The following is a 21,749-nucleotide window of genomic DNA, read 5'->3' as shown; positions in this document are numbered from 1 at the left end:
TACACTTTAGGCATGGGAGGATGAAAGCGCAATGACAGACAAGGATAACATACTGCTGGTAGAGGATGACCCGGAAATTGCCCGTATTCTGCTGGATCATCTGCGCCGTGAAGGATATGCCGTAACCTGGGCATCAAGTGGACTGGAGAGCTGGGAGGATTTCAGGAAGGGGGAGTATCAGCTTGTTTTGCTTGATCTGATGCTGCCGGAGATGGACGGATTTACCGTATGCAAACATGTCAGACTAATCAGTGATGTTCCCGTATTAATCATGAGTGCACGTCACCAGGAGGAAAGCAAACTGAAGGGGCTCGGCCTGGGTGCCGATGATTATATCACGAAACCTTTCAGCCTGGCCGAGCTTACAGCCCGGATTGAGGCCCACCTGAGCAGATATCGCAGATATCAGGGGAGGCAGTCAGGTTCTTCATCCAGTTCTGTTCTTCAGCAGTACAATGACGGATTATCCATCCACCCGCTGAATCAGCAGGTGATGCTTAATGGTACCGAGCTGCAGCTGACGGGAAAAGAAGGAGCGCTGCTTATGCTGCTGGCTTCGCATCAAGGCCGGGCATTCACGAAAACGGAGATTTATGAACATGTGTGGGGCCAGCCGGCAGAGGCAAGCTCAAGCACAGTCACTGTACACGTTAAAAGTCTGCGAGCAAAGCTGGGAGATGAGCCGCATCAGCCGCGCTGGATTCAAACCGTATGGGGCAGCGGTTACCGCTTTATTGGGGAGCGGATCGAATGAAGCTGAAATATTGGCTGATGCTTGCGTTCCTGATTGTCATGTTATTGCCTGTGGCTGCAGGCTGGGCATTGTTTTCCTTGTATAACTATTATGAAAGTCAGCGCGCAGTAGCTGAATACGTGGAGTTATCCGGACATTTCGCTCCCATAGAGAAGGCGCTGGATAATCCAGAGCTCTACCAGCTGCAGTCTCTCGAGCATCATCAAATTCTCCCTGAGCTTGCCAGTGAACAGGTGAGCTTCAATCTGTATTTGCCCTCTGGCATTCGGGTGTACAGTTCTGGCGGGGATGCGCGGTCATCAGGTGGATACACGGTAAGAAGCTCTGAATTATACCGGAACCTGTACAACCTGCAGATGCGTCACCGTACATTTTCGGTGAAGAAACCGGTCTGGAATCATGGAGAACTGGCGGGCATTTATGAGATAACGATGCTGCGACAGGATTGGCTTGAAGGCATATCAATTCGAACAACCTGGGTTGTCAGTGGAGCCGTTTTATTCTTTGTACTGTTATATGGGACGGTGTTGTGGCTGCTATCCCGAAAGCTATTCTTTCCCATGAGAGTTTTGATGGACAGGATGCATGCGTTTGCCCGTGGAGAAAAACCGAATGTTGTGCGGGCAAACATTCGGAACGATGAGATGGGTACGCTGCTGCAGCAGTTCGATGCGATGCAGCAAACGGTCAGGCAGACGCAGGCAGAGGTGGAGAAGCAGCAAAAAGAAAAAGAGATGATTGTGGCGTCCCTGTCTCATGACCTGAAAACACCGTTGATGTCCATCAGTGCTTATGCGGAGGCAATCAGCATGGACACCCGTTCTGAACGATTGGAGAAACAGGAGTATAGAGATGTTATTGCGAGAAATGTGGAACGTATGAAACAGATGATCGGTGAGCTTGAGATGTATACAGCGCTTGGCTCCAGTGATTCGGAACTTGCTATGGTTGAGGTGGAAGGGGAAGAGTTTTTCGAGATGCTGCTGGGCAGTTACGGAGGACTTGCGGAACGTGATCATTACAACATGCAGGTGTCTGTACGCACGAATCATCTCTACCGGATTCATCCTGAATCACTGATGCGCCTGACCGATAATCTGGTGCATAATGCGCTTCGTTATACGCCTCCCGAAGGTAGAATCGGACTCGCCGTAATTGATTCAGTGGAGGAACTCCCCGAATGGATGAATCCGTTACTCGGAGCGGAGCTTGACCCTTACAGAACCGGGGCAACGATCATGGTGGTTCAAAATGAAGGTCCTGCGATTCCGCCAGAACAGCTGGAGCGAATTTTCGAGCCGTATGTTCAATATCACAAGCAGGAGAGACACGGCTTCGCAGGAGGCTCGGGCTTGGGATTAAGCATAGCCAGAAGGATTGCATTAAAGCATGGAGGGGATATGCGCATGTGGTCCTCGGAACAATACGGGACTGCGGCTGTGTGCCGATTGCCGGAACTGTAACGATACACAGAAATTAAAGAAGGAGGATGATCGTTATGATGAAGAAAGGGTGGAAGCTGCTCGGAGTTGCCTTGATTGCCACTTCAATGTTAGCAGGATGTTCGGAAAAGGAGGTGCTTGGCATGTCGGGGGATGACATGATTGAGAAGATTATTGCTGCCGAGTCAGAGCCGGCTTCCTACTATGCGGAAGGTCTTTTGAAGATGTGGACGGATGGGGAAATCACGAATACCGTACAGGTGAAGGAGTGGGTAGACGGGAATACCGGACAGCAGCGGATTGAGACAGAGGAAGATGGAAATGTAAGTTATGCGGTTCATAACGGATCAGAGATTCTGATTTATGAGAAAGAGGCCAAGACCGCTTTTTCGATGGACTCCTCCTCGTTTCAGCAAGAGCCTAACCAAACCCAAAAGCAGATGCTGGTGGATCAACTGGAACGGATGCGTGATTCCCACAACGTGAAGACGCTGGGCCAGGAAACGCTTCAAGGCCATGAAGTAATTCACATTGAACTAACACCCAAGGATGAAAATTCCCTGTCGATGTCGTCCCAATTTTGGATAGACCCCAAGAAGTGGATGGTAATTAAAGCGACCAGTACGTACGGGGATAACCAATCGGAGGTGCTGTATGACCTGATTGAATACAATCCTGAATTCACGGACAAGACATTTACGCTGGACATTCCTGCAGATGTTGAGATCAAAAAGATGAATGATGTGATGGACAACAAGGAGATAACACTGGAAGAAGCAGAGAAGGCAGTGGGCCAGCCGTTCCTGCAATATGCAGGGAAGGAACTGGAATTGTCGAGAATCGAGATGACTTCGTCCGTGAGTGAAAGCCGGGATGAGGTAACGTTATATTATGTGAAGGATAACAAGCCCGAGATCAGTATAACCGTATTCCAGGCACCTGAGGAAAATGTAGATGAAAACCTGCTGCCAGAGGAAAAGAAAGTAACAATCCGTGATACCGATGGTTCGTACATGTCCGTGATTCGCAATTTGTCATGGAGTGAGGCAGGTCTGAGATATTCGATCATGGGAGAAAATGATTCCTGGACACAGGAGAAGCTGCAGTCGTGGGCGGATGAACTCCAGCTTGCAAAGCCAAACAAATAATATCTGTGAATAGTGAGCCTTGAACAAGATCAGTGAACAATGCATATTATTATAGAAACGAAGGAATCCTTACTTTCTGACAGTCAGGGATTCCTTTTTATTACAACAGGCATGTTGCGTCACTTTAGTTGACATAAATTGAGCGGCATATTAATCTGTATATGATTGAATGAATGCCACAAGCGTGATTCGTAATGAAATAACAGAATAAAGCGAATGATAACGAGCGGGAGAGACCTGAGCGGACTGCACGTAATGTACAGGCCGGGTTCAGGCACCGAAGGAGCAAGCTGTTATGCACCCGGCATAGCGGTTAATCTCTCAGGTAAATGTACCATCGTTGGACGCAGCTCTGGAGAGTGCGCAGAAGAAGCGCCACCCAAGGGGTATATGATTGATCAGCTCGGTAATAGGCGGGTACTGGAACGTACTTGACTTTGTTCTGACGCTGCTGCGATCATGAAACTCTCAGGTATCAAGGACAGAGAGAGGGCTAACGGCCTTCTTCTGTCCTTTTTTGATGTCATCATTCAGTAAATCAGGAACATTATGGCGGTCTTGTCTGATTAACGATGACGAAACCAATTGGAGGGTTACAACGTGCGATTTAAAGATGTTTTCTCAATAATCGGTCCGTCAATGACAGGACCATCCAGTTCACATACAGCGGGTGCTGCAAGGCTGGGCCGTATTGCCCGCCAATGGCTGGGATGCACACCGGAACGTGCGCGGCTCACGCTATACGGATCATTTGCGGATACGTACCAGGGACACGGGACAGATCTGGCACTCATTGGCGGCCTGCTCGATTATGTTACGGATGATCCGCGGATACCGGATGCAGAACAGTATGCAGCCGAAGCGGGCATGGAGGTTGAGTTTTATACGAGCGGTCTACCTGCTCCCCACCCTAACACGGTTAAAATTGAACTTTGGCATGGTGAACGCCAGTGCTCATTAATGGGGGCTTCCATTGGCGGCGGCAGTGTGTCGGTGCATGCGCTGAATGATTTTCGCGTGCAGATCAGTGGGGAATTTCCGACATTAGTGTTAAGGCATGCGGACAAAGCAGGCGTGCTTGCCTTGGTCACTTCAACGATTAGCTCATCTGGAGTGAACATCGGGTATATGCAGGTGGATCGAAAGGCGCGTGATGGAGAGGCGCTGACGGCGATGGAGATGGATGCTCCTCCGAGTGAAGAGGTTCTGAAAAAGCTGCGTTTGCTGGATCATGTGCTGGACATTCGTGTGATTGATCTGAAGAGAGGGGGTGACCCGAATGCGATTTAAGCATTTGCATGAATTAAACGCGATCTGCACTGCGGAGTCCAAAACAATCGCGCAGCTGATGATTGAGGAGCAGGTGCAGGAGACGAACACACCGGAGGCAGACGTGGTGAAGCAGATGTCGGAATATTATCAGGTCATGAAGGAAGCCGTGCGCAAGGGGCTCACTGAGGATACAACTTCCCGCAGCGGACTGACGGGTGGAGACGGGAAAAAGATGGCCGAATACATTCGCCACGGGGAGACCTGCTCCGGTGACGCTTCTGCACTTGCTATGGCCTATGCTTTGTGTGTATCGGAAGTGAATGCTTCCATGGGACGTATCGTGGCTACACCAACAGCGGGCTCCTGCGGTATTATTCCGGGTGTGTTCATCAGCTCTCAGGAACGCTTTGGCTGGACGGATGAACATCTGGTGAACGGACTGTTCTGTGCTGGGGCTATCGGGTACGTTATTGCCAACAACTCCTTTATCTCCGGTGCGGAGGGCGGCTGTCAGGCCGAGGTGGGGTCTGCGATCGGTATGGCTGCGGGTGCGATGGTGGAGCTGCGCGGCGGCACGCCGGAGCAGGTCGTGCATGCGGTCGGGCTGGCTTTGAAAAATACACTGGGCCTCATCTGTGATCCGGTGGCCGGCCTGGTAGAGATTCCATGCATCGTGCGTAACGGACTCGGTGCCGTTACTGCACTGGCTGCGGCGGATATGGCTCTGGCAGGCGTACGCAGCGCCATTCCTTCCGATGAAGTGATTGATGTCATGCTGGAGGTGGGCAGTGCGATGCCTAGCCGTCATCGTGAGACAGCGCAGGGTGGGCTGGCCCAGACCCCTACAGGCCGCAAAATGATGGAGAAGCTGGCGAAACCCAAGGCGAAGCGGGCAGAGCCGGAAAGTACACCTGAAATCCCGGGTACGGATTAAGGTAAAACAAGACTACAACGAACACAAAAACACATGAAAAAAAGTGTCCATCCACCTGTGTAACAGATCAGGTTATGATGGACGCTTTTTTTATATGAACTGTCTGCCCCGTTGGTGGATCTGAGCTTTTGCTTGAACATATACTCAATCCATGCCAGGCGATAATCTGGCTATTAATATTGCTCCGCCAGTTCCGTACGCATCACGGCATAGCCATAGGCAGGCAGTTCAATGGCGAGAACCCCTTGGTCTATAGCAGTGCGGTGATTGCCTTCAAACAGCTCGGTCCAGGGCTGATCGCCTGCCTCCAGTTCAACGATGGCGGTTTCCTGCGAGCGGTTGAACAGCACCAGAATGCGCTCGGTATCACTCTTGCGTTCCATCACAAGCTGACTGCCGCCCGCACGGGCTTGCAAAAAGCGAACCGTGCCTTCGGCTCGCAAAGCTGGATGTGAATGACGCAGGGCGATCAGCTTCTGATAATAGCTGAGCAGTTCCCTGTCCTGCTTCGCCTCATCCCACTCCATGCATTTGCGGCACCACGGATCATGTTCCCCGTCAAGACCAATCTCGTCACCATAATAGATGCATGGTGCTCCCATATAGCTGAACTGGAACAATGCGGCCAGCTTCATCTTGCGCTGATCTCCCTCGCACAACGTAAGCAGGCGCGGGGTGTCATGGCTGTCCAGCAAGTTGAAGGCTACCTCACTCGCCTGAAGCGGGTATCGGGACAGCTGGCGACCGATAGCATGGGCGAATTGTTCAGCATGCATCTTATCTTCAACAAAGAAAGCATTCACAGCTGCCGTAAAAGGGTAGTTCATTGCGGCATCAAACTGGTCACCCTGCAGCCAGGAAGAGGACTCATTCCATATTTCGCCCAGAATGTATGCGTCGGGGTTGGCTGCTTTCACGACTCGGCGGAAATCACGCCAGAAAGCATTGTCCACCTCATCGGCTACATCCAGACGCCACCCGTCCGTACCGATCTCCTTGATCCAATACTCGGCTACTTCAAGCAAGTAGGCTTTGACATCGGGGTTTTCGGTATTCAGCTTGGGCATATGGGGCTCGAAGCCAAACGTCTCATAGGTTGGAATGCCATCCTTCACGGTCAGCGGAAATTCATGAATGTGAAACCAGTGCTTGTATTTGGATGCCGCACCGTGCTTCTGCACGTCGAGGAATGGGGCAAATGTTTTGCCAGAGTGGTTAAATACCGCATCCAGCAGCACACGAATGCCTCGTTCGTGACAGAGCTTGACCAGACGTTTCACCGTATCTGCATCACCAAAATGGCGGTCCACGCGCAGATAGTCCTCAGTATCGTATTTATGGTTTGTCGTAGCCTCAAAGATGGGAGTAAAGTAGATTGCATTAATCCCCAGTTCACTAAGGTAATCGAGATGGTCCATCACCCCTTGAAGATCACCGCCAAAAAAATTAAACGGTGTAGGCTCACCGCCCCAAGGCTCAACCTTCTCGGGATTGATGGCAGGATTGCCATTCGCGAACCGCTCGGGGAAAATCTGATAAAATACCGCATCCTTCACCCAAGCCGGGGGTGTAAATACAGCTCCTGCATGAATATAAGGGAACTGAAACATTCGGCCCGGATCATTCGGCTCCTCTTCCTGGAAGTCCGTTTCGGTCATCCAGATCTGTTCATCTCCGCTTTTGAGCAAGAAAGCGTACTTCAATCGACGATATGGAGGTTTCACTTCCCCCTCGTAATAATCAAACATGGAATCTGACGTGAATTTGGTCAACGGCACGATATCTCGTGTTTCCTCCCACGCATATTTATCCCCGGTCAGGGCATAAACCTCGGTCAAGTCATTCTTTTTGGCACGCAGGCGCAGGCGAATGGTATCCTCGTCATAGGCATAGGCCCAGTTCCGTTTGGGTTGGTGAAAGATGGCTTCGAGCAGCATGTGAAATTCCTCCCGTCAGATGTGTATAGGATATGCAGAAGCGAGTATGGCATATGTAATTCTTCTCGGACTATTTTGAAGCTGAATGATTCGGATAATATTACGTCAACACAGATTGCGTTATAATAACCCTGAAGGCAGTTCATCTGTGATGAAGAAGTGATGCGGATATGAGAATTCGCCCAGATATATCATTAACCCAAAGGGTAGTGAAAGGAAACGAGTACATATATGAAAAACAAATTGTTATACATTGAGGACGATACCGAAATTGCGACGTGGGTAAGAGAGGATCTGGAGGACCGCGGTTATGAGGTCACGTGGCTCGGCAGCGGAGAGGGTGCTGTTGAGGCGGCAGCGGGCTGTTCTCTGGTGATACTGGACGTTATGTTGCCAGGGCTGGATGGATTTACAATCGGTCAGCGTTTGAAAAAAGAGTACCCTGCTGTGCCAATCGTCATGCTCTCGGCCAGAACGTCGATTGACGACAAGCTGCATGGGCTTGATTTTGCCGATGATTATGTGACCAAGCCATTTCATCCAGACGAGCTTGCTGCCCGCATTGAGGTGCAGCTGCGCAAGGCAGGTGCGGCTGTATCCAGCAATAATGTCTTGAAGCTGGATCATCTGGCGATCTATGAGAAGGATAACCGGATCGTTAACGAGCAGACGGGAGAGGAAATTATTTTATCCGGCAAACAGTTTCACATCTTCGCGTATCTGCTCAGACATATGGGGATGATTCGCACCAAAGAGCAGATCTATGAGGCGGTATGGAACGAATCTTATTTGGATGGAGACAAGACACTGATGGTACATATCCGGCATCTGCGGGAGAAGCTGGAGCTTGATCCAGCGAACCCGGTCATTATTCAGACGGTGCGTGGTGTAGGATATCGCGTGAAGAAGCCATGATCAGCTGGCTCCGGCAACGAAAAGCAAGGAGATTGGAACGGAACGCGATTTCACAGCCCGCCGTACGCCTCAAAATGAAGTTCGGGCGCTCTTTGATGACAAGATATATGCTTCTCATTTTGGCGGCTGTGTTGTTTGTGCCTGTTGTGGTTCCTTTGGTAGCATCGGTTTTCATTGTGGTCATCAGCAACACCAGTGATAGTACAGACGCTCCTTACGGAAACGCTGATAACATTACCAATCTGTGGGCTAGTGAATCCAAGAAGCTGGATGGGGCATCGGATCAGATGATTAATACACGAATGAAGCAGCTGCAGGTGAAGTACCCCAGATCGGCCATGTATCGTGTGAATGCAGAAGGCAGAACGGTGCTGATTCTTGGTGGCGAAGAAGCCCGGGTGTTGGAGTCAAAGTCATCTGATGCTTCACAGGTCATGCCCGGGACCTTGGATACCGATGTCACACTGAAGTGGCCTTCCGCCATTGGAGAGGACGAAGAGACCCTAATTCCTGCAGCATGGACGGCGAATTATGCAATACAGTTCATGAAGAAGGCGCCCTATCGCGATCCACTAACCGTTGTTGCTTATATTGGAGGTGGAAATGAAAACAAAGGACAAGGATTCATGGTGATCGAGGTCCCTCGAAAATTCATTCAAAAAACGTCCAGTAGCGGGGTAGTAGAATTCATTTATTTTGGCGTAGTTATGCTGCTTGTTTTTGTTTTATTCATCGTGCTGTCTATTCTGTTTTTCGCTCAAATCCGCAAGCGGCTCGTTCACCTTCAGACGGCGATGGCTGCCCCGGATCTTGAGGGTATTCCGAATCCCGTCCATATCCGAAGATCGGATGAAATCGGGCATTTGGAGGAATCCTTTAATCAGATGGTGTATCGGTTGACGGACAGCATTCAGCGGGAGCGGGAGGAGGAGCAGCTTCGCAAACGGCTGGTTGCCGGACTCTCTCATGATCTGCGCACCCCCCTGACGGTTATTCGCGGACATATGCATGCATTGCACAAAGAAAATCTCAGCGAGCAGGGCATTCATGCACTGGTTCGTATGGAAAAGAAGATGCAGGATCTCAGTGAGCTTATAGACAATATGCTTTCCTATAATCTGCTGACGAGTGGAAGGTACACGCTGAAGCTGGAGCAGAAGGATGTGCTGCGTATGGTCAGAGAAGCCGTGGCTTCATGGTATCCCGTGTGGGAGAAGGAGAACTTTGAGATTGATATTGATCTGCCGGAAGCACCATTGATGTGGGATGTGGATGAGCAGGGAATGAGGCGTGTGCTGGATAATCTGTTTCAAAATGTAGTTCGTCACGCGGCAAGCGGCAAATATATCCGCATATCGACCGAGCAGGTGCAGGGAAAAACCGCCGTGGTCATTGAGGATCATGGGCCGGGGATTCAGCCGGATTCAGGAACGAAGGGTACAGGGCTTGGTCTGTCGATCGTCGATTTGTTAATTCGCGAGATGGGTCTGCGCAAACGGGTAGACAGTTCCGAGACAGGTGTCCGTACCTATCTATATAGCGGAGAGAAGGATAGGCAGTTGGGAGAATAGACGATTGTTCTATCATTTATGTCTAGCCGCTATACCGAGCCTCTTTTTAAACCAATCTTAAACTTGCACGCAGGCTTGCCTTAACCTTGGAGGGTTACGATAGTTCCGAGGTGATTAATAGTGAGTGAAAATATTATTCAAACGGCAAATTTATGGAAAACATACAAGGACCGTGCAGCGGTCCGTGAACTTGATCTGCATATTAAAAAGGGAGATATCTACGGCTTCCTCGGTCCGAATGGTGCCGGTAAAACAACAACCATCCGCATGCTGCTCGGCTTGATCAAACCAACCAAAGGTGTCATCCGTGTCTTTGACAAGGATATTCGCAAGGAACGGATGGACATTTTGCGCCGTGTAGGTTCTCTGGTGGAGTACCCATCCTATTATGGACATCTGAATGCGGTGGAGAATCTTGAAGTGCTGCGCCGTATTATCAACGTGCCCAAGTCCAGAATTGACGAGGTATTGTCTATTGTTGATCTGACCAAAGATGCCAAACGGGCCGTCAAAGGATACTCCCTGGGTATGAAGCAGCGTCTGGGTATTGCCAGTGCACTGCTGGGTGATCCCGAATTGCTCATACTGGACGAGCCGACCAACGGACTCGATCCGGCAGGTATTCAGGAAATTCGTGAGCTCATCAAACGTATGCCGCTCGAGCATGGCATCACCGTACTGGTCTCCAGTCACTTGCTGAGTGAAGTGGAGCAGATGGCAAGCCGTGTCGGCATCATTCGGGAAGGCAAAATGGTGCTGCAGGATACCATCGCAAGTCTGCAAAGCCAGACTGGAAGCACCATTAGACTTATGGTATCAGCGCCGGAGCAAGCGATTAAACTGGCTCGTGAACAGGGCCAATTCGGTCAGCAGCAGGGCGCAGTGCTAACGTTCCCTTATATGGATAACACTGCAGTCGCCCTTCTCATTCGCCGCCTGATTGAACAGGAGCATGATGTGTATCGGGTGGAAGAACAGCGCCAGTCTCTTGAGGATCTGTTTCTGCGTGTTATTGGTGAGGGGGCGTCTGTATGACCGGGCGTGCATTATCTTCGGATTGGCTCAAGATACGTGGGAAAGGCATCTGGTTTCTGGTATTTCTGGCTCCAATCGGATTAACGGCCATGCAGGCCTTGAATTTCGGTTTACGGCTGGATTATTTGAAAGAGCAGTACGCAGGTAACCTGTGGGGTGGTTTGCTGGGCAACGTCTTTATTTTCGTACCGCTTGCATTAATGCTGGGTGCGACAATCCTTAGTTCCATGATTGCCGGAATCGAGCATGAGCAGGGCTCGTGGAAGCAGCTGCTCGCACTGCCCATCTCCAGACCTGCGGTCTATCTGGCAAAGTTCCTGCTGGCTTGCGTGCTGCTGATCATCTCCAGTCTGCTGCTGACGGCTGGTGTTATTGGATTAGGACTGGTGCTTGGCTTCGATGCCAAAGAAATACCTTGGGCACAGGCACTGAAGCTCGGACTAATGCCTCTGGCCGGTGCGCTTCCGGTATTGTCCATTGAATTGTGGTTTACGCTGGTATCCAAAAATCAGGCGCTGCCGGTTACATTCGGCATTATTCTTGCCATTACCGGCATGTTCTCCTTAACCATCTCCCCACACTTTCCACTGGCTTGGGCGCAAATGGCATGGAGTTCACCGACTCCCTACTTGTACGCGGGCATGGGCGCAGGCTTGGGAATTCTGATTATGCTGACGGGTATGATGCACTTCAGCAGAAAGGATGTGGCCTGACATGAGCTTTACGACGACTTATTTTCGTATTCTTTCTGCTGAACGATTGAAAATGGCCAAATCGCCGGTTTGGCTCCTTGTACTGATCAGTCCGCTCATTTCCTTGCTTATCGGTCTGTTGTCCTCTACGGGGGATTGGAATGCTTTGATGTCAGTTATGGTAATGCTTCATGGGATGCTGCTGCTGCCGATGTTGACAGGTGTCTTCACTTCGTTTGTATGCCGATTCGAGCATGCAGGCGGCGGCTGGAAGCAGTTATTGGTTCTACCACTCACACGAGCAGGTGTATATTGGGGCAAATTCACCATCGTAATGGCTCTGGTGGCTGGCACACAGCTGCTGCTGCTCGGCAGTATTATACTAACAGGTATGATCCAGGGCATGGCAGATCCTATCCCATGGAGTCTGATTTTGGGCAGATTGCTGCTCGGTTTTCTGGCTTGTGTACCGCTGGCTGCATTGCAGATGTTTGTTTCTCTGATCTGGAGCAGCTTCGCCGCACCATTGGCTTTAAATTTTGCACTAACCATTCCGAATATTCTGGTTGCGAATTCAGCTACGTATGGACCCTATTATCCATGGGCTCAGCCGATGATTCTGATGGTTCCGATCGATGGAGCAGGATTCGGGGCATTCAATGTTCCGCTAAGTACACTTCTGTCGGTAGTAGGAGGCAGTGCTGTCCTGTTTATCGCCATTGGCATGATCTATTTTTCCAAAAAGGAAGTATAAAGGGCTTGTCACAACGGTTGTGCCAAATTCAATATCTCTCTTGGGAATGCCGCATCGTTATTCGTATGCGGGCAATCTCAGGAGATTTTTTTATTGTTAGCTTCCACATGAGTTCCATTTTTTTCATCAGGATAGCTGTGAATTTTATCATAGGATATAGGCAAAATGAGACGGGAATCTGGTAAAATAAAAAAAGCTGTTTCTAGTCGGTCATACATGGTTATTCGAGGGTAAGCCTTGTTACAGCCAAGAGTGGGGTATTTTGAACAAAGGTGAAAAGAAGATTTGGCTGAGAAAAGAGGGGTAGGCCTTTGGAATTTAATAAAACGGAAACCCTGAAACGAATTATTTCTGAGGGAAGCTCTTACCGGTCATTGTTTTTTAACCACCCGGATGCCATCTATGTCATGGACATTGAAGGAAACCATATCGATGCAAACCCTTCATTCGAACGGTTATCCGGCTACAAGGTTGAAGAGCTTGCAGGGGTGAGTCGGGATCGCATCAGCCCGCCTGAAAGTGAGACAAGACGAGAGCAATTCATTGAAGAGGTGCTGGCTGGACGTTCAGTCAGTGAATCCATGGCATTTTATCATAAAGACGGTTCTGTGAAGCATGCACAGGTTACTTATATACCCATTACCGAAGGTACAGAGGTTGTCGGCATTTACGGCATTGCCAAGGATGTGACGGACAAGGTGAAAATCGAGCGGGAACTGCAGGAGACACAAGAGAAATATCAGGTGCTGGCTGAACATGCACAAGACCTGATAACTACCTGTACTACGGATGGCACGTTGTTATATGTTTCTCCATCGGTATATACGCTGCTGGGGTACGAGCCGGACGAGGTTACGGGTAAATCGTTCAAGTCCTACTGTTACCCGGGAGACTATCCTGATCCAATGGAGCTTTCGAATATTGGAAATGGATGCAAGATGAGAGTGCTGCATAAGGCGGGGCATTATATCTGGATGGAGACACTGGCGAAGCCCGTAGCTGGAGAGCAAGGGGAGGTTAGCCAGATTGTCAGCATCAGCCGGGATATTACTCAGCATAAGGATGCAGATCGGCGTCTTCGCGAAAGCCGCCAGAGGTACAAGTCATTGTTCGAATATAATCCGGCTGCCGTATACTCCTTGAACCTGGAAGGCAAGTATAGTGCGGTGAACAGCAATATGGTGCAGATGCTGGACATTCCGCGCAGCAAGCTGATCGGACGATCATTCTTGTCGAACCTGGAGAAGAGTGAAAAGAACAAAGGAGAGGCCTTCTTTGAGCTTGTGAAGCAAGGAGAGCCTCAATATTACGAGACACGTGTCGTTAGTTCAAGCGGCCGCAAGATAGAAGTATCGGTAACAAATGTTCCGATTATTGTAGATAAGGAAATGGTCGGTGTCTACGGCATCGTATCCGACATTACGGAGCGCAAGGAGTATACGGAGAGGATTCAGGAGCTGAGCAAACAGCATGAGTTGATTCTGAATACCGTAACGGAAGGCATTTACGGCTTGGATACAGACGGCGTTACGATGTTTATGAATCCGGCTGCAGCTTCAATGTTTGGATATGAAGCCGATGAATTTATCGGCAAAAGCTCACATCCCATTATCCATCACTCCCGAGCCGATGGCAGCTATTTTCCTAAAGAGGAGTGCCCAATCCATATGACAGTAATGGATGGACATGCCCGGTCGGTGATGGAGGATGTGTTCTGGCGCAAAGACGGCAGCAGCTTCCTGGTCCAATATCAGGTGACTCCGATCATTGATGAGGGACAGATTCGGGGTGCAGTTATTGTATTCAACGATGTTACCGGAGAGCGCGAGATTGTTCGTGCCAAGGAGACGGCCGAGCTGGCTGCCCAGGCAAAATCGGAATTCCTGTCGCTTGTGAGTCATGAGATTCGCACACCGATGAACGGCATCGTGGGTATGACCGAGCTGCTGGTAGGCACGGACTTGTCTGAGGAGCAGCGCGAGTATGCACAGATCATTCAGGAGAGTGGCGATGCATTGCTGAATATTCTGAATGATATTCTCGACTTCAGTAAGCTGGAATCAGGTAAAATGGCACTGGCCTATGAGCCGTTCTCGCTGCGCAAGATGCTGGAGCAGGTCGCGGAGCTGTTCAAGCCGCGCGCGGATGAGAAACATCTGGAGATTCGCTTCCGTCTGAATCCAAGCATTCCTGACTACATGGCAGGGGATGCGATGCGAATCCGCCAGATTCTGGTGAACCTTGTTGGCAATGCGCTCAAGTTCACCGATCAGGGAAGCATTGAAGTGACGGTTGATATGATCAAGGGCGGCAGACCGGAAGATACGGTACTGGATTTTGCTGTAGAGGATACAGGGATCGGGATTCCTGCGGATAAGCTGGATCAGCTGTTCCAGTCGTTCTCCCAGCTGCATCCAGTCATTAACCGCAAGTACGGCGGTACAGGGCTGGGGCTGGTGATTTCCAAAAGGCTTGTGGAGATTATGGGTGGATCGATCAGTGTAGAGAGTACGGAGGGTAAAGGTTCCATTTTCCGATTCGCGATACCCGCCGCACGGGTGGAAGCGTCAGGAGAGAAATCGGCGAGTGAGTTCCAGCATGACCGTACACGTCAAAGTGACAAGGTTGCCATGCGCATTCTTGTGGCGGAGGATCATCCGGTCAATCGAAAGATTCTGCAGGAATATCTGGAGAAGCTGGGTTATCAGGCCGATGTGTGCACCAACGGTGTGGAAGCCATTGATGCAATCTCGCAGAATGCTTATGATATTGTGCTGATGGACATTCACATGCCTGTCATGGATGGGCTCAAGGCCACCGATTTGTTACACAGGCTTATCCCCGAGGATCGAATTCCTCCGATTATCGCCGTAACGGGCAATACGAAACGAGAAGACAAGGAAGCTTGTCTGGAAATCGGTATGCGAGACTTTATCAGCAAACCGGTGATGCTGAGTGAGTTAAAGCGTGTCTTGCAGCAATGGGGCCCTTCCGATGAACCACGGCTTGCTCCGAATTAATGCATACAATTAAACAACCTCAATATCCACAGACGGTGTGGTGGATATTGAGGTTGTTTTGCTTGTTTTGATTGTACGTCTGGCATCAGGGTGGCTGCCTTTACCCAGCATTCCTATTCAATACTAAGGATTCAGGCGATGGTCAGACGGTTGATATTGCCTGATAAAATTTCGCAGGAGCGATTAAACTTGTCATATTCCGCTCCGTCAAGATTCAGTTCGATAATCTCCTGAATGCCGCCTTCGCCAATGATGGCAGGGACACCTGCACAGACATTATGTTGTCCATACTCTCCCTCCAGAATCGCGGAGACGGCAATGATTTTATGCTCATCGTTCAGGATGGAGCGGGTAATATGGGCGAGGGCGTTACCGATGCCGAACTGGGTTGAGCCCTTGCGGGTAAAAATCTCCCAGCCGGCATCCTTTGTTTTTTTGGCGATATCGTCCAGATCAAGATGTTTGAAGCGCTCCTTGTGCTGCTCCAGAATGTGCAGGATCGGTTTGCCGCCGATTGTCACATGAGACCAGGCAACAAATTGGGATTCCCCGTGTTCGCCCAGTGCGTAACCGTGCACACTGCGCGGGTCGATGGAGAACACCTCGGACAGCAGCGTTTTGAGCCGTGACGAGTCAATGGAGGTTCCGGTTCCAATGACACGCTCGCGCGGCAGCCCGGATAGCTTCCATACCATATACGTAACGATGTCTACAGGATTGGCGGCAACCACAAAGATACCGTTGAAACCACTGTTCATAATGGGAACGACGATGTCTTTGGCAATGGACTCCGCTTCCTCCAGTACATCCAGTCTCGTCTGTCCAGGCTTCGGATTAGCCCCTGCGGTCAGAATGATCACGTCCATGCTGCCGCAATCAGCATACGTACCTGCGTACACCTTGGTCCGATTATGCGTGAAGTCCATACAATGGGAAAAGTCCAACGCCTGTGCAACAGCCCGATCATACGTCCGATCCACCATCATAATTTCCCGGCAGATCGATTGATTAATCATTGAATATGCACAGCTTGAACCGACCAGACCTGCTCCGATCACCGCTACTTTACCTGATTTGCCTAACACTGCCTTCAGCCTCCGTTTACATTGGATTTCATCCGTTACTTGATCATTATTATGTTAAGTATAGTCCTTTATTTTATGCTAAAATTCAATTCCACGTTACATAAGATAACACATGGAAAAGCAATACAGCAATGAATCCCTCTGTCGCGGGAGCGTATTGGAGTAATGGAGTTAACAATATTGACATCAAATACATACACCAAAATTTAGACGGCATTTGCATATCCCCTCTTCGACATGACAGCATTCCCGCAGCTTGTCGGATGAAGGGATTTTTGTACGAAATATATACCTGACAAAAGTTCTTACCAATCCGCAGAAATAGAACTAAACCGTCAAAGGGATCTGCAGACCGATGAACGAATACATATCGACAAGCAAGAGAGGTGCACGGATGGATGATGGGCAGATAGATCTGACTCCAGGTCTACTCGTGTGCAGGAGCAAGGTCACCCGATCCGACGACAGTTTGTTGCAGAGACGTTGAAGCCAAAAGACTTCATATCATGGAAGCGTACCGAAAACACTTTGTTACGGGAGGGAATTAACAATGATTGAAGAAGCAGGAGCAACAACGGAAACGGCCAAGAGCCTGGGAATAGGCGCCAGTACTCTTCGAAAATATGCAGCAGCATTGGAAGAGCAGGGATATCGGTTCGAACGGTCTGCGAATAAATCCAGATTGTTCAAATCCGATGATATCGAGTGCATTGAACGTCTGATGACAGAGCTCAGGGAGCATAATATGCCGCTGGTGGATGCGGTGGTCACTGTGCTGTCCCCGGCAGGAGGCAAGAACGGAGGTGTATCTGAGCAAGTCCTGGAGGGAAGCTCGGAGCAGGAGTGTGCAGCCGCCAGTGATCTGCCACCTGCGGCAGCATCTTCGCAGGACTCTGCGTTGGAACAGTCAGAAACCATGTCGCCTGATTCGTTAGCTCCGTCAGGACTGGAGCAGCATGCACAGCTTCGATCCTACGAAGGGCTCGGCCAGCTTGTAAGTGAAGTTACTTATGGTGCTGTAGAGCCTAAACAGGATGATCGTGTGCAGCTGCTCCAGCACCGGGTGGATGAGCTTGAGCTGACACTTCAGCATCTTGCGGAGACCCATCTTGCGCTTCAGGAGCAGATGGAGAAGCAGCGCCAATGGATGAATGACAAGCTGGAGGAGGAACGGGACCGCGAGCTGGTGACGAATCTGCGCAGTTATCAGGGCCGGAAGCGCAAGTCCAAAATCTCTTCCCTTCGCATGTTGTTTGGCTTGCTGCCCAAAAAACATAAGGAAGCATAAGCTTCTCAATCGTTGATCGTGATTTCACCCGCCCAGCCTGATATAATGGCTCCAATACAACATGAAGTCCAGCCGCTGATCTGTCTGTTTGCCAATATAGAAAAGGGGACAGAGATCGGAAGCTGGCGTAGGAGGCAATGTGGAGCTGCGTCGAGTCTGGCAAAGGTGGATTGGCCTATGGACAGACCGTCCTGGTCGTCAGGGAACGATATTAGGGAGTCGTTATGTTATACGGGAGCTGCTTGGTATGGGGAGTTACGGGTTGACCTATCTGTGTACGGATATGCAGACGGGAGAGGAAGTGGCTCTGAAGGAAGCGAAACCCAGCAAGGGGAAACTTGCTGTACAGCTGTTACACCGGGAGTCGGATGTGCTTCAGCACCTGCAGCATCCGGCGATTCCCGAGCTGCTGCACACGTTTACGGTGCGTAGAAGGCACTATATGGTGACGGAGTATGTCCGTGGACAGACGCTGGAGCAGTTGATTTTTGAGCAGGGGCAGCAATATACAGAACGGGAATGTGTAGAGCTTGCCCTTCAGCTGCTGGCCCCTGTAGCCCATGTGCATGAGCAGGGATATATTCACGGGGATGTACGGATTCCTAACGTTATTTTACGGGAGGGGCAGGTACATCTGATCGACTTTGGCTTGGCAAGACGCTTGGGGGAGCCGTTGTTGCCGGAGCTGAAACGTCGGTTGAAGGATGTTCTTGAGCCTGAAGACGAGCAAGCCGTACCGGATCAGGACCTGCAGGATATCGGTCATTTTCTGCTTTTCTTGTTATATTCATCGTATGAACCGCAAAAAGGCCATGAACCTGCCAGCTGGCAGGAGGAGCTTCGGCTTACGCCTGCTTTACATGAGATGCTGGAGCGGCTTCTCGGGCTGCGGCCTGCGTACGAGGACGGAGCAGCAGAGCTGCAGCGCGAAATGAATCGTTTGAGACTGCTGCTGTAGGTGAATAGTAACACAGAGAAGGGGCTAAACTTGGCCAAACGCGATTATACAGCGAAGCCGTTTGCTTGGAGTCGAGTTCTGAGTGGGGGAATGCGAACTGCATACGATACAACCATGCACGGTACAAATTACGTGCGGTGTTTATAATAAAGGAGTGTTTCGCTGACCGTGTAGAGTACGGTGCAGGGAACACTCCTTTGTTGTGTCTGAATGTGAGTGACAGGATCACGAGCGGAGGGTGTTTTTTTCAGAGGAGCATGTCTTGATTTTTGTTTAACTTGAACTGAATTTTCTGCTCTTGTAATAACCGGAACCGTGGCGTTGATCCCTGTATTTCATGTCTGAGGAGGAGTAGCGCCTGTAGGAGCGTTTGCCTGAGGAGCTGCTGTATTTTTTGTAAGAGCGTCTGTCTGAGGAACTGTAGCGTTTATGGTGAGAAGAGGATTTGGAGTCCATAAGTTTGCCTATGATCTTCTTGAACATGAGCGTTCATCCTTTCGTCTTCAGCTGTTTTAGGCTAATACGCAGGTTGTCTTGATGGGGTTTCGTGTTTTTATGAGAAAAAAGTATTCATTCACGGGCAGCTTGGCGTATAATAGGATGCTTGCTTTATCATCGGAATTTTTTATTTTCAGTGTTTCGCGTTACAATAGAAGACAGGATACGATCATAACGGACAAGGAGTAGTTGGAATGATTATTATAAAGACGAACGAACAGATTGAACATATGAGAAAAGCTGGCGAGATTCTGGCTGCGTGCCATCGGGAGATTGCCAAAATGATTCGTCCGGGGATCACAACACAGGAAATCGATCAGTTTGCCGAAGCATTTATGAAGAAACATGGCGCCACGCCGGAGCAAAAGGGGTATAACGGGTATCCTTATGCGACATGTGCGTCGGTTAATGACGTGATCTGTCATGGCTTCCCGGGAAAATACGTGCTGAAAGACGGCGATATCGTTACCATCGATATGGTCGTTAATCTGAACGGCTGGCTGGCTGACTCGGCTTGGTCGTATGCTGTAGGTAATGTAAGTCCTGAAGCGCAGCATCTGCTGGATGTGACCAAAAACTCTCTGTATAAAGGCATTGAGCTTGCGGTTGTGGGCAACCGGATCGGAGATATCTCCAATGCTATTCAGGTGTATGCGGAAGGGGAAGGACTGTCTGTTGTTCGGGAATTTATCGGGCACGGGATCGGAGAGAAGATGCATGAAGAGCCGCAGGTGCCTCATTACGGCCCGCCGCATCGTGGACCACGTCTCAAGGAGGGCATGGTTATTACAATCGAGCCGATGCTGAACATCGGAACGTTCCGCAGCAAGCTGGATTCGGACGGTTGGACTGCGCGTACGCTGGATGGAAGTCTGTCGGCTCAGTATGAACATACCATTGCCATTACGGCAGAGGGGCCCGTTATCCTGACTGCACAATAAAATCGGGTTGTTTGACACAAGTGTATTCTGAACTGCACAACATATTTGCATATTTCCAGGCGGCCCACGTTTGTGATCCGCCTGTTTCGGTTTAAACTATTATGAAGGTTTGAAGCTTGTGCAATGAAGGGTTTGAAGCCTTAGCAATAAAGCTTTGAACAATACAGGTTAGACATAGAACCAGCGGTACGTCGTTTCATGGCGGCTAGATCGAGCTGACTTAGAGCCGCTGGGTAATCAGGAGGTTGTTTTTGATGACAGTAAACAAACAGATCGTGCTGGCGTCCCGCCCGGAAGGTGCTCCTGTCCGAGAGAACTTTAATTTCGTAGAAGCACCGCTTCCTGAGCCGGAAGCCGGACAAGTGCTGGTACGTACATTATATTTGTCTGTTGATCCGTACATGCGGGGACGAATGAAGGATACCAAATCGTATGCACCGCCATATGCGTTGAATGAAGTAATCAAAGGCGGAACGATCGGACAGGTGGTGGAGTCATCCGAGCCCAACCTGCGTAAAGGCGATCTGGTCACCGGGATGTGGGGCTGGCAGCAGTATGCTGCCGTGAATACAGGTGATCTGGCGTTGATTGATACAGACGAGGCTCCGATTACGGCTTATCTGGGTGCACTGGGTCTGACGGGACTTACTGCATATTTTGGCATGGAGGATATCGGCAAGCCCAAAGACGGCGAGACGGTTGTAGTCTCCGGTGCTGCAGGTGCTGTGGGCATGATTGCGGGGCAGATCGGTAAAATTGTCGGAGCACATGTAGTCGGTATTGCAGGATCTGACGAAAAATGTGCTTATCTGAAAGATAAGCTGGGCTTCGACGTTGTACTCAACTACAAGACGGAGCAGGATATGTCGGCAGCCATTGAAAAAGCTTGTCCAAACGGAGTTGACGTGTATTTCGACAACGTTGGCGGTGACATCTCGGATGCGGTGCTGCGCCATATTAATCGTAATGCGCGTATTCCGCTATGCGGACAAATTTCGTCTTACAATTTGGAAAAGCCGGATATCGGCATGCGTCCGCAAACGCTCCTGTTAACCAATACAGCGCTGATGAAAGGTTTTCTGCTGGGAGATTACACAAAGTCCTTCAAGGAAGGCCGGGCGAAGCTGGCGAAATGGATCAAGGAAGGCAAGCTGCAATATGAGGAAAATATTGTGGAAGGCTTCGAACGTACCCCGGAAGCATTCATGGGTCTTTTCTCAGGCGACAATCTGGGCAAGCAGCTGGTGAAGGTTGCCGATCCTGAGTAGAGGCTAGCAGTCAAGGAGAGTCTGAGACTGTAAGGCATCCAACCTTAGCTGTAAACCGAAACCATAGAATTATGGACGATCGAACACAAACCGTAAAACACAAACCATAAAACACAAACCGTAAAACAGTAAACTCTTATAAGAACAATCTCAGAGTATATAACCGAAACAGCAAAAAGACACGTTCTATGCGCACGGCGGGTGCGGCGGACGTGTCTTTATTTGTAGTTCTTGCTG

17 protein-coding genes and 2 riboswitches are annotated in these 21,749 nt (G+C 49.9%); of the genes, 15 read left to right on the top strand and 2 right to left on the bottom strand.

The genetic code is table 11. The annotated features are described in order from the left end of the window. The first annotated feature begins 31 nt into the window (after positions 1–31). The 5 genes from IEW26_RS19990 to sdaAA all read left to right on the top strand — a co-directional run bounded on the left by IEW26_RS19990 (position 32) and on the right by sdaAA (position 5,550). The gene (locus IEW26_RS19990) at positions 32–754 is read left to right on the top strand and encodes a response regulator transcription factor (protein ID WP_188593607.1); all 723 of its coding nucleotides are present in this window, start codon (positions 32–34) and stop codon (positions 752–754) included. Further along, the gene (locus IEW26_RS19985) at positions 751–2,217 is read left to right on the top strand and encodes a HAMP domain-containing sensor histidine kinase (RefSeq protein ID WP_188593606.1); all 1,467 of its coding nucleotides are present in this window, start codon (positions 751–753) and stop codon (positions 2,215–2,217) included. Before IEW26_RS19990 ends, IEW26_RS19985 begins: the two co-directional genes overlap by 4 nt. Positions 2,218–2,252: 35 nt before the next feature. Further along, positions 2,253–3,344, top strand: coding sequence for a LolA family protein (locus tag IEW26_RS19980; protein WP_188593605.1), 1,092 nt, complete (start codon positions 2,253–2,255; stop codon positions 3,342–3,344). A 217-nt stretch (positions 3,345–3,561) separates the two neighbouring features. Beyond that, positions 3,562–3,690: riboswitch (glycine riboswitch) on the top strand. Positions 3,691–3,694: 4 nt separating this feature from the next. Then, positions 3,695–3,831, top strand: a riboswitch (glycine riboswitch). Positions 3,832–3,944: 113 nt separating this feature from the next. Next, on the top strand, positions 3,945–4,634 hold the full coding sequence (gene sdaAB / locus IEW26_RS19975; RefSeq protein ID WP_188593604.1) for an L-serine ammonia-lyase, iron-sulfur-dependent subunit beta: 690 nt from the start codon (positions 3,945–3,947) through the stop codon (positions 4,632–4,634). Next, positions 4,624–5,550 (top strand): L-serine ammonia-lyase, iron-sulfur-dependent, subunit alpha, encoded by a 927-nt coding sequence (gene sdaAA, locus IEW26_RS19970; protein ID WP_188593603.1) that lies wholly within the window; start codon positions 4,624–4,626, stop codon positions 5,548–5,550. Before sdaAB ends, sdaAA begins: the two co-directional genes overlap by 11 nt. A gap of 173 nt (positions 5,551–5,723) precedes the next feature. Here sdaAA and IEW26_RS19965 read toward each other — a convergent pair whose 3' ends face one another. Then, complete coding sequence (locus IEW26_RS19965; protein WP_188593602.1) at positions 5,724–7,487, bottom strand: alpha-glycosidase; 1,764 nt, start codon at positions 7,485–7,487, stop codon at positions 5,724–5,726. Positions 7,488–7,718: 231 nt separating this feature from the next. Here IEW26_RS19965 and IEW26_RS19960 point away from each other — a divergent pair, with 231 nt between their 5' ends. The 6 genes from IEW26_RS19960 (at position 7,719) to IEW26_RS19935 (ending at position 15,474) form a co-directional block, all read left to right on the top strand. Continuing rightward, a complete protein-coding gene (locus tag IEW26_RS19960) occupies positions 7,719–8,402 on the top strand; it encodes a response regulator transcription factor (RefSeq protein WP_188593601.1) in 684 nt (227 codons plus the stop codon). A gap of 95 nt (positions 8,403–8,497) precedes the next feature. After that, on the top strand, positions 8,498–9,973 hold the full coding sequence (locus tag IEW26_RS19955) for a HAMP domain-containing sensor histidine kinase (protein ID WP_229729939.1): 1,476 nt from the start codon (positions 8,498–8,500) through the stop codon (positions 9,971–9,973). 120 nt (positions 9,974–10,093) lie between these two features. Next, a complete protein-coding gene (locus tag IEW26_RS19950; RefSeq protein ID WP_111269269.1) occupies positions 10,094–11,008 on the top strand; it encodes an ABC transporter ATP-binding protein in 915 nt (304 codons plus the stop codon). Next, positions 11,005–11,721: an ABC transporter permease gene (locus tag IEW26_RS19945; RefSeq protein WP_145405653.1), complete on the top strand. Its 717-nt coding sequence runs from the start codon at positions 11,005–11,007 to the stop codon at positions 11,719–11,721. The genes IEW26_RS19950 and IEW26_RS19945 overlap by 4 nt, the downstream gene beginning before the upstream one ends. 1 nt (position 11,722) lies before the next feature. After that, a complete protein-coding gene (locus tag IEW26_RS19940; RefSeq protein ID WP_188593599.1) occupies positions 11,723–12,454 on the top strand; it encodes an ABC transporter permease in 732 nt (243 codons plus the stop codon). 311 nt (positions 12,455–12,765) lie between these two features. Further along, complete coding sequence (locus IEW26_RS19935; protein WP_188593598.1) at positions 12,766–15,474, top strand: PAS domain-containing hybrid sensor histidine kinase/response regulator; 2,709 nt, start codon at positions 12,766–12,768, stop codon at positions 15,472–15,474. A gap of 131 nt (positions 15,475–15,605) precedes the next feature. Here IEW26_RS19935 and IEW26_RS19930 read toward each other — a convergent pair whose 3' ends face one another. Continuing rightward, on the bottom strand, positions 15,606–16,559 hold the full coding sequence (locus tag IEW26_RS19930; protein ID WP_145405656.1) for an L-lactate dehydrogenase: 954 nt from the start codon (positions 16,557–16,559) through the stop codon (positions 15,606–15,608). A gap of 550 nt (positions 16,560–17,109) precedes the next feature. Here IEW26_RS19930 and IEW26_RS19925 point away from each other — a divergent pair. The 4 genes from IEW26_RS19925 (at position 17,110) to IEW26_RS19910 (ending at position 21,512) form a co-directional block, all read left to right on the top strand. Beyond that, on the top strand, positions 17,110–17,847 hold the full coding sequence (locus tag IEW26_RS19925; protein ID WP_188593597.1) for a MerR family transcriptional regulator: 738 nt from the start codon (positions 17,110–17,112) through the stop codon (positions 17,845–17,847). Positions 17,848–17,986: 139 nt separating this feature from the next. Further along, a complete protein-coding gene (locus tag IEW26_RS19920; protein WP_188593596.1) occupies positions 17,987–18,805 on the top strand; it encodes a serine/threonine-protein kinase in 819 nt (272 codons plus the stop codon). Between the two features lie 692 nt (positions 18,806–19,497). Then, entirely contained in the window at positions 19,498–20,244 is a 747-nt protein-coding gene (gene map, locus IEW26_RS19915; RefSeq protein ID WP_188593595.1) for a type I methionyl aminopeptidase, read from the top strand. 254 nt (positions 20,245–20,498) lie between these two features. Further along, on the top strand, positions 20,499–21,512 hold the full coding sequence (locus tag IEW26_RS19910) for an NADP-dependent oxidoreductase (protein ID WP_188593594.1): 1,014 nt from the start codon (positions 20,499–20,501) through the stop codon (positions 21,510–21,512). The last annotated feature ends 237 nt before the right edge of the window (positions 21,513–21,749 follow it).

Origin of the sequence: Paenibacillus silvae (assembly GCF_014639235.1) — a bacterium.
In the GTDB taxonomy this organism is placed as follows: Bacteria; Bacillota; Bacilli; order Paenibacillales; family Paenibacillaceae; genus Paenibacillus; species Paenibacillus silvae.
Note: the sequence above shows the minus strand (reverse complement) of the source record. Positions and strands in the feature narration are given on the sequence as shown.

Coding starts and splice junctions, on each gene's coding strand:
- IEW26_RS19990 (WP_188593607.1), top strand. CDS start 32: ATGACAGACAAGGATAACATACTGCTGGTAGAGGATGACCCGGAAATT.
- IEW26_RS19985 (WP_188593606.1), top strand. CDS start 751: ATGAAGCTGAAATATTGGCTGATGCTTGCGTTCCTGATTGTCATGTTA.
- IEW26_RS19980 (WP_188593605.1), top strand. CDS start 2,253: ATGATGAAGAAAGGGTGGAAGCTGCTCGGAGTTGCCTTGATTGCCACT.
- sdaAA (WP_188593603.1), top strand. CDS start 4,624: ATGCGATTTAAGCATTTGCATGAATTAAACGCGATCTGCACTGCGGAG.
- IEW26_RS19965 (WP_188593602.1), bottom strand. CDS start 7,487: ATGCTGCTCGAAGCCATCTTTCACCAACCCAAACGGAACTGGGCCTAT.
- IEW26_RS19960 (WP_188593601.1), top strand. CDS start 7,719: ATGAAAAACAAATTGTTATACATTGAGGACGATACCGAAATTGCGACG.
- IEW26_RS19955 (WP_229729939.1), top strand. CDS start 8,498: ATGACAAGATATATGCTTCTCATTTTGGCGGCTGTGTTGTTTGTGCCT.
- IEW26_RS19945 (WP_145405653.1), top strand. CDS start 11,005: ATGACCGGGCGTGCATTATCTTCGGATTGGCTCAAGATACGTGGGAAA.
- IEW26_RS19940 (WP_188593599.1), top strand. CDS start 11,723: ATGAGCTTTACGACGACTTATTTTCGTATTCTTTCTGCTGAACGATTG.
- IEW26_RS19925 (WP_188593597.1), top strand. CDS start 17,110: ATGATTGAAGAAGCAGGAGCAACAACGGAAACGGCCAAGAGCCTGGGA.
- map (WP_188593595.1), top strand. CDS start 19,498: ATGATTATTATAAAGACGAACGAACAGATTGAACATATGAGAAAAGCT.
- IEW26_RS19910 (WP_188593594.1), top strand. CDS start 20,499: ATGACAGTAAACAAACAGATCGTGCTGGCGTCCCGCCCGGAAGGTGCT.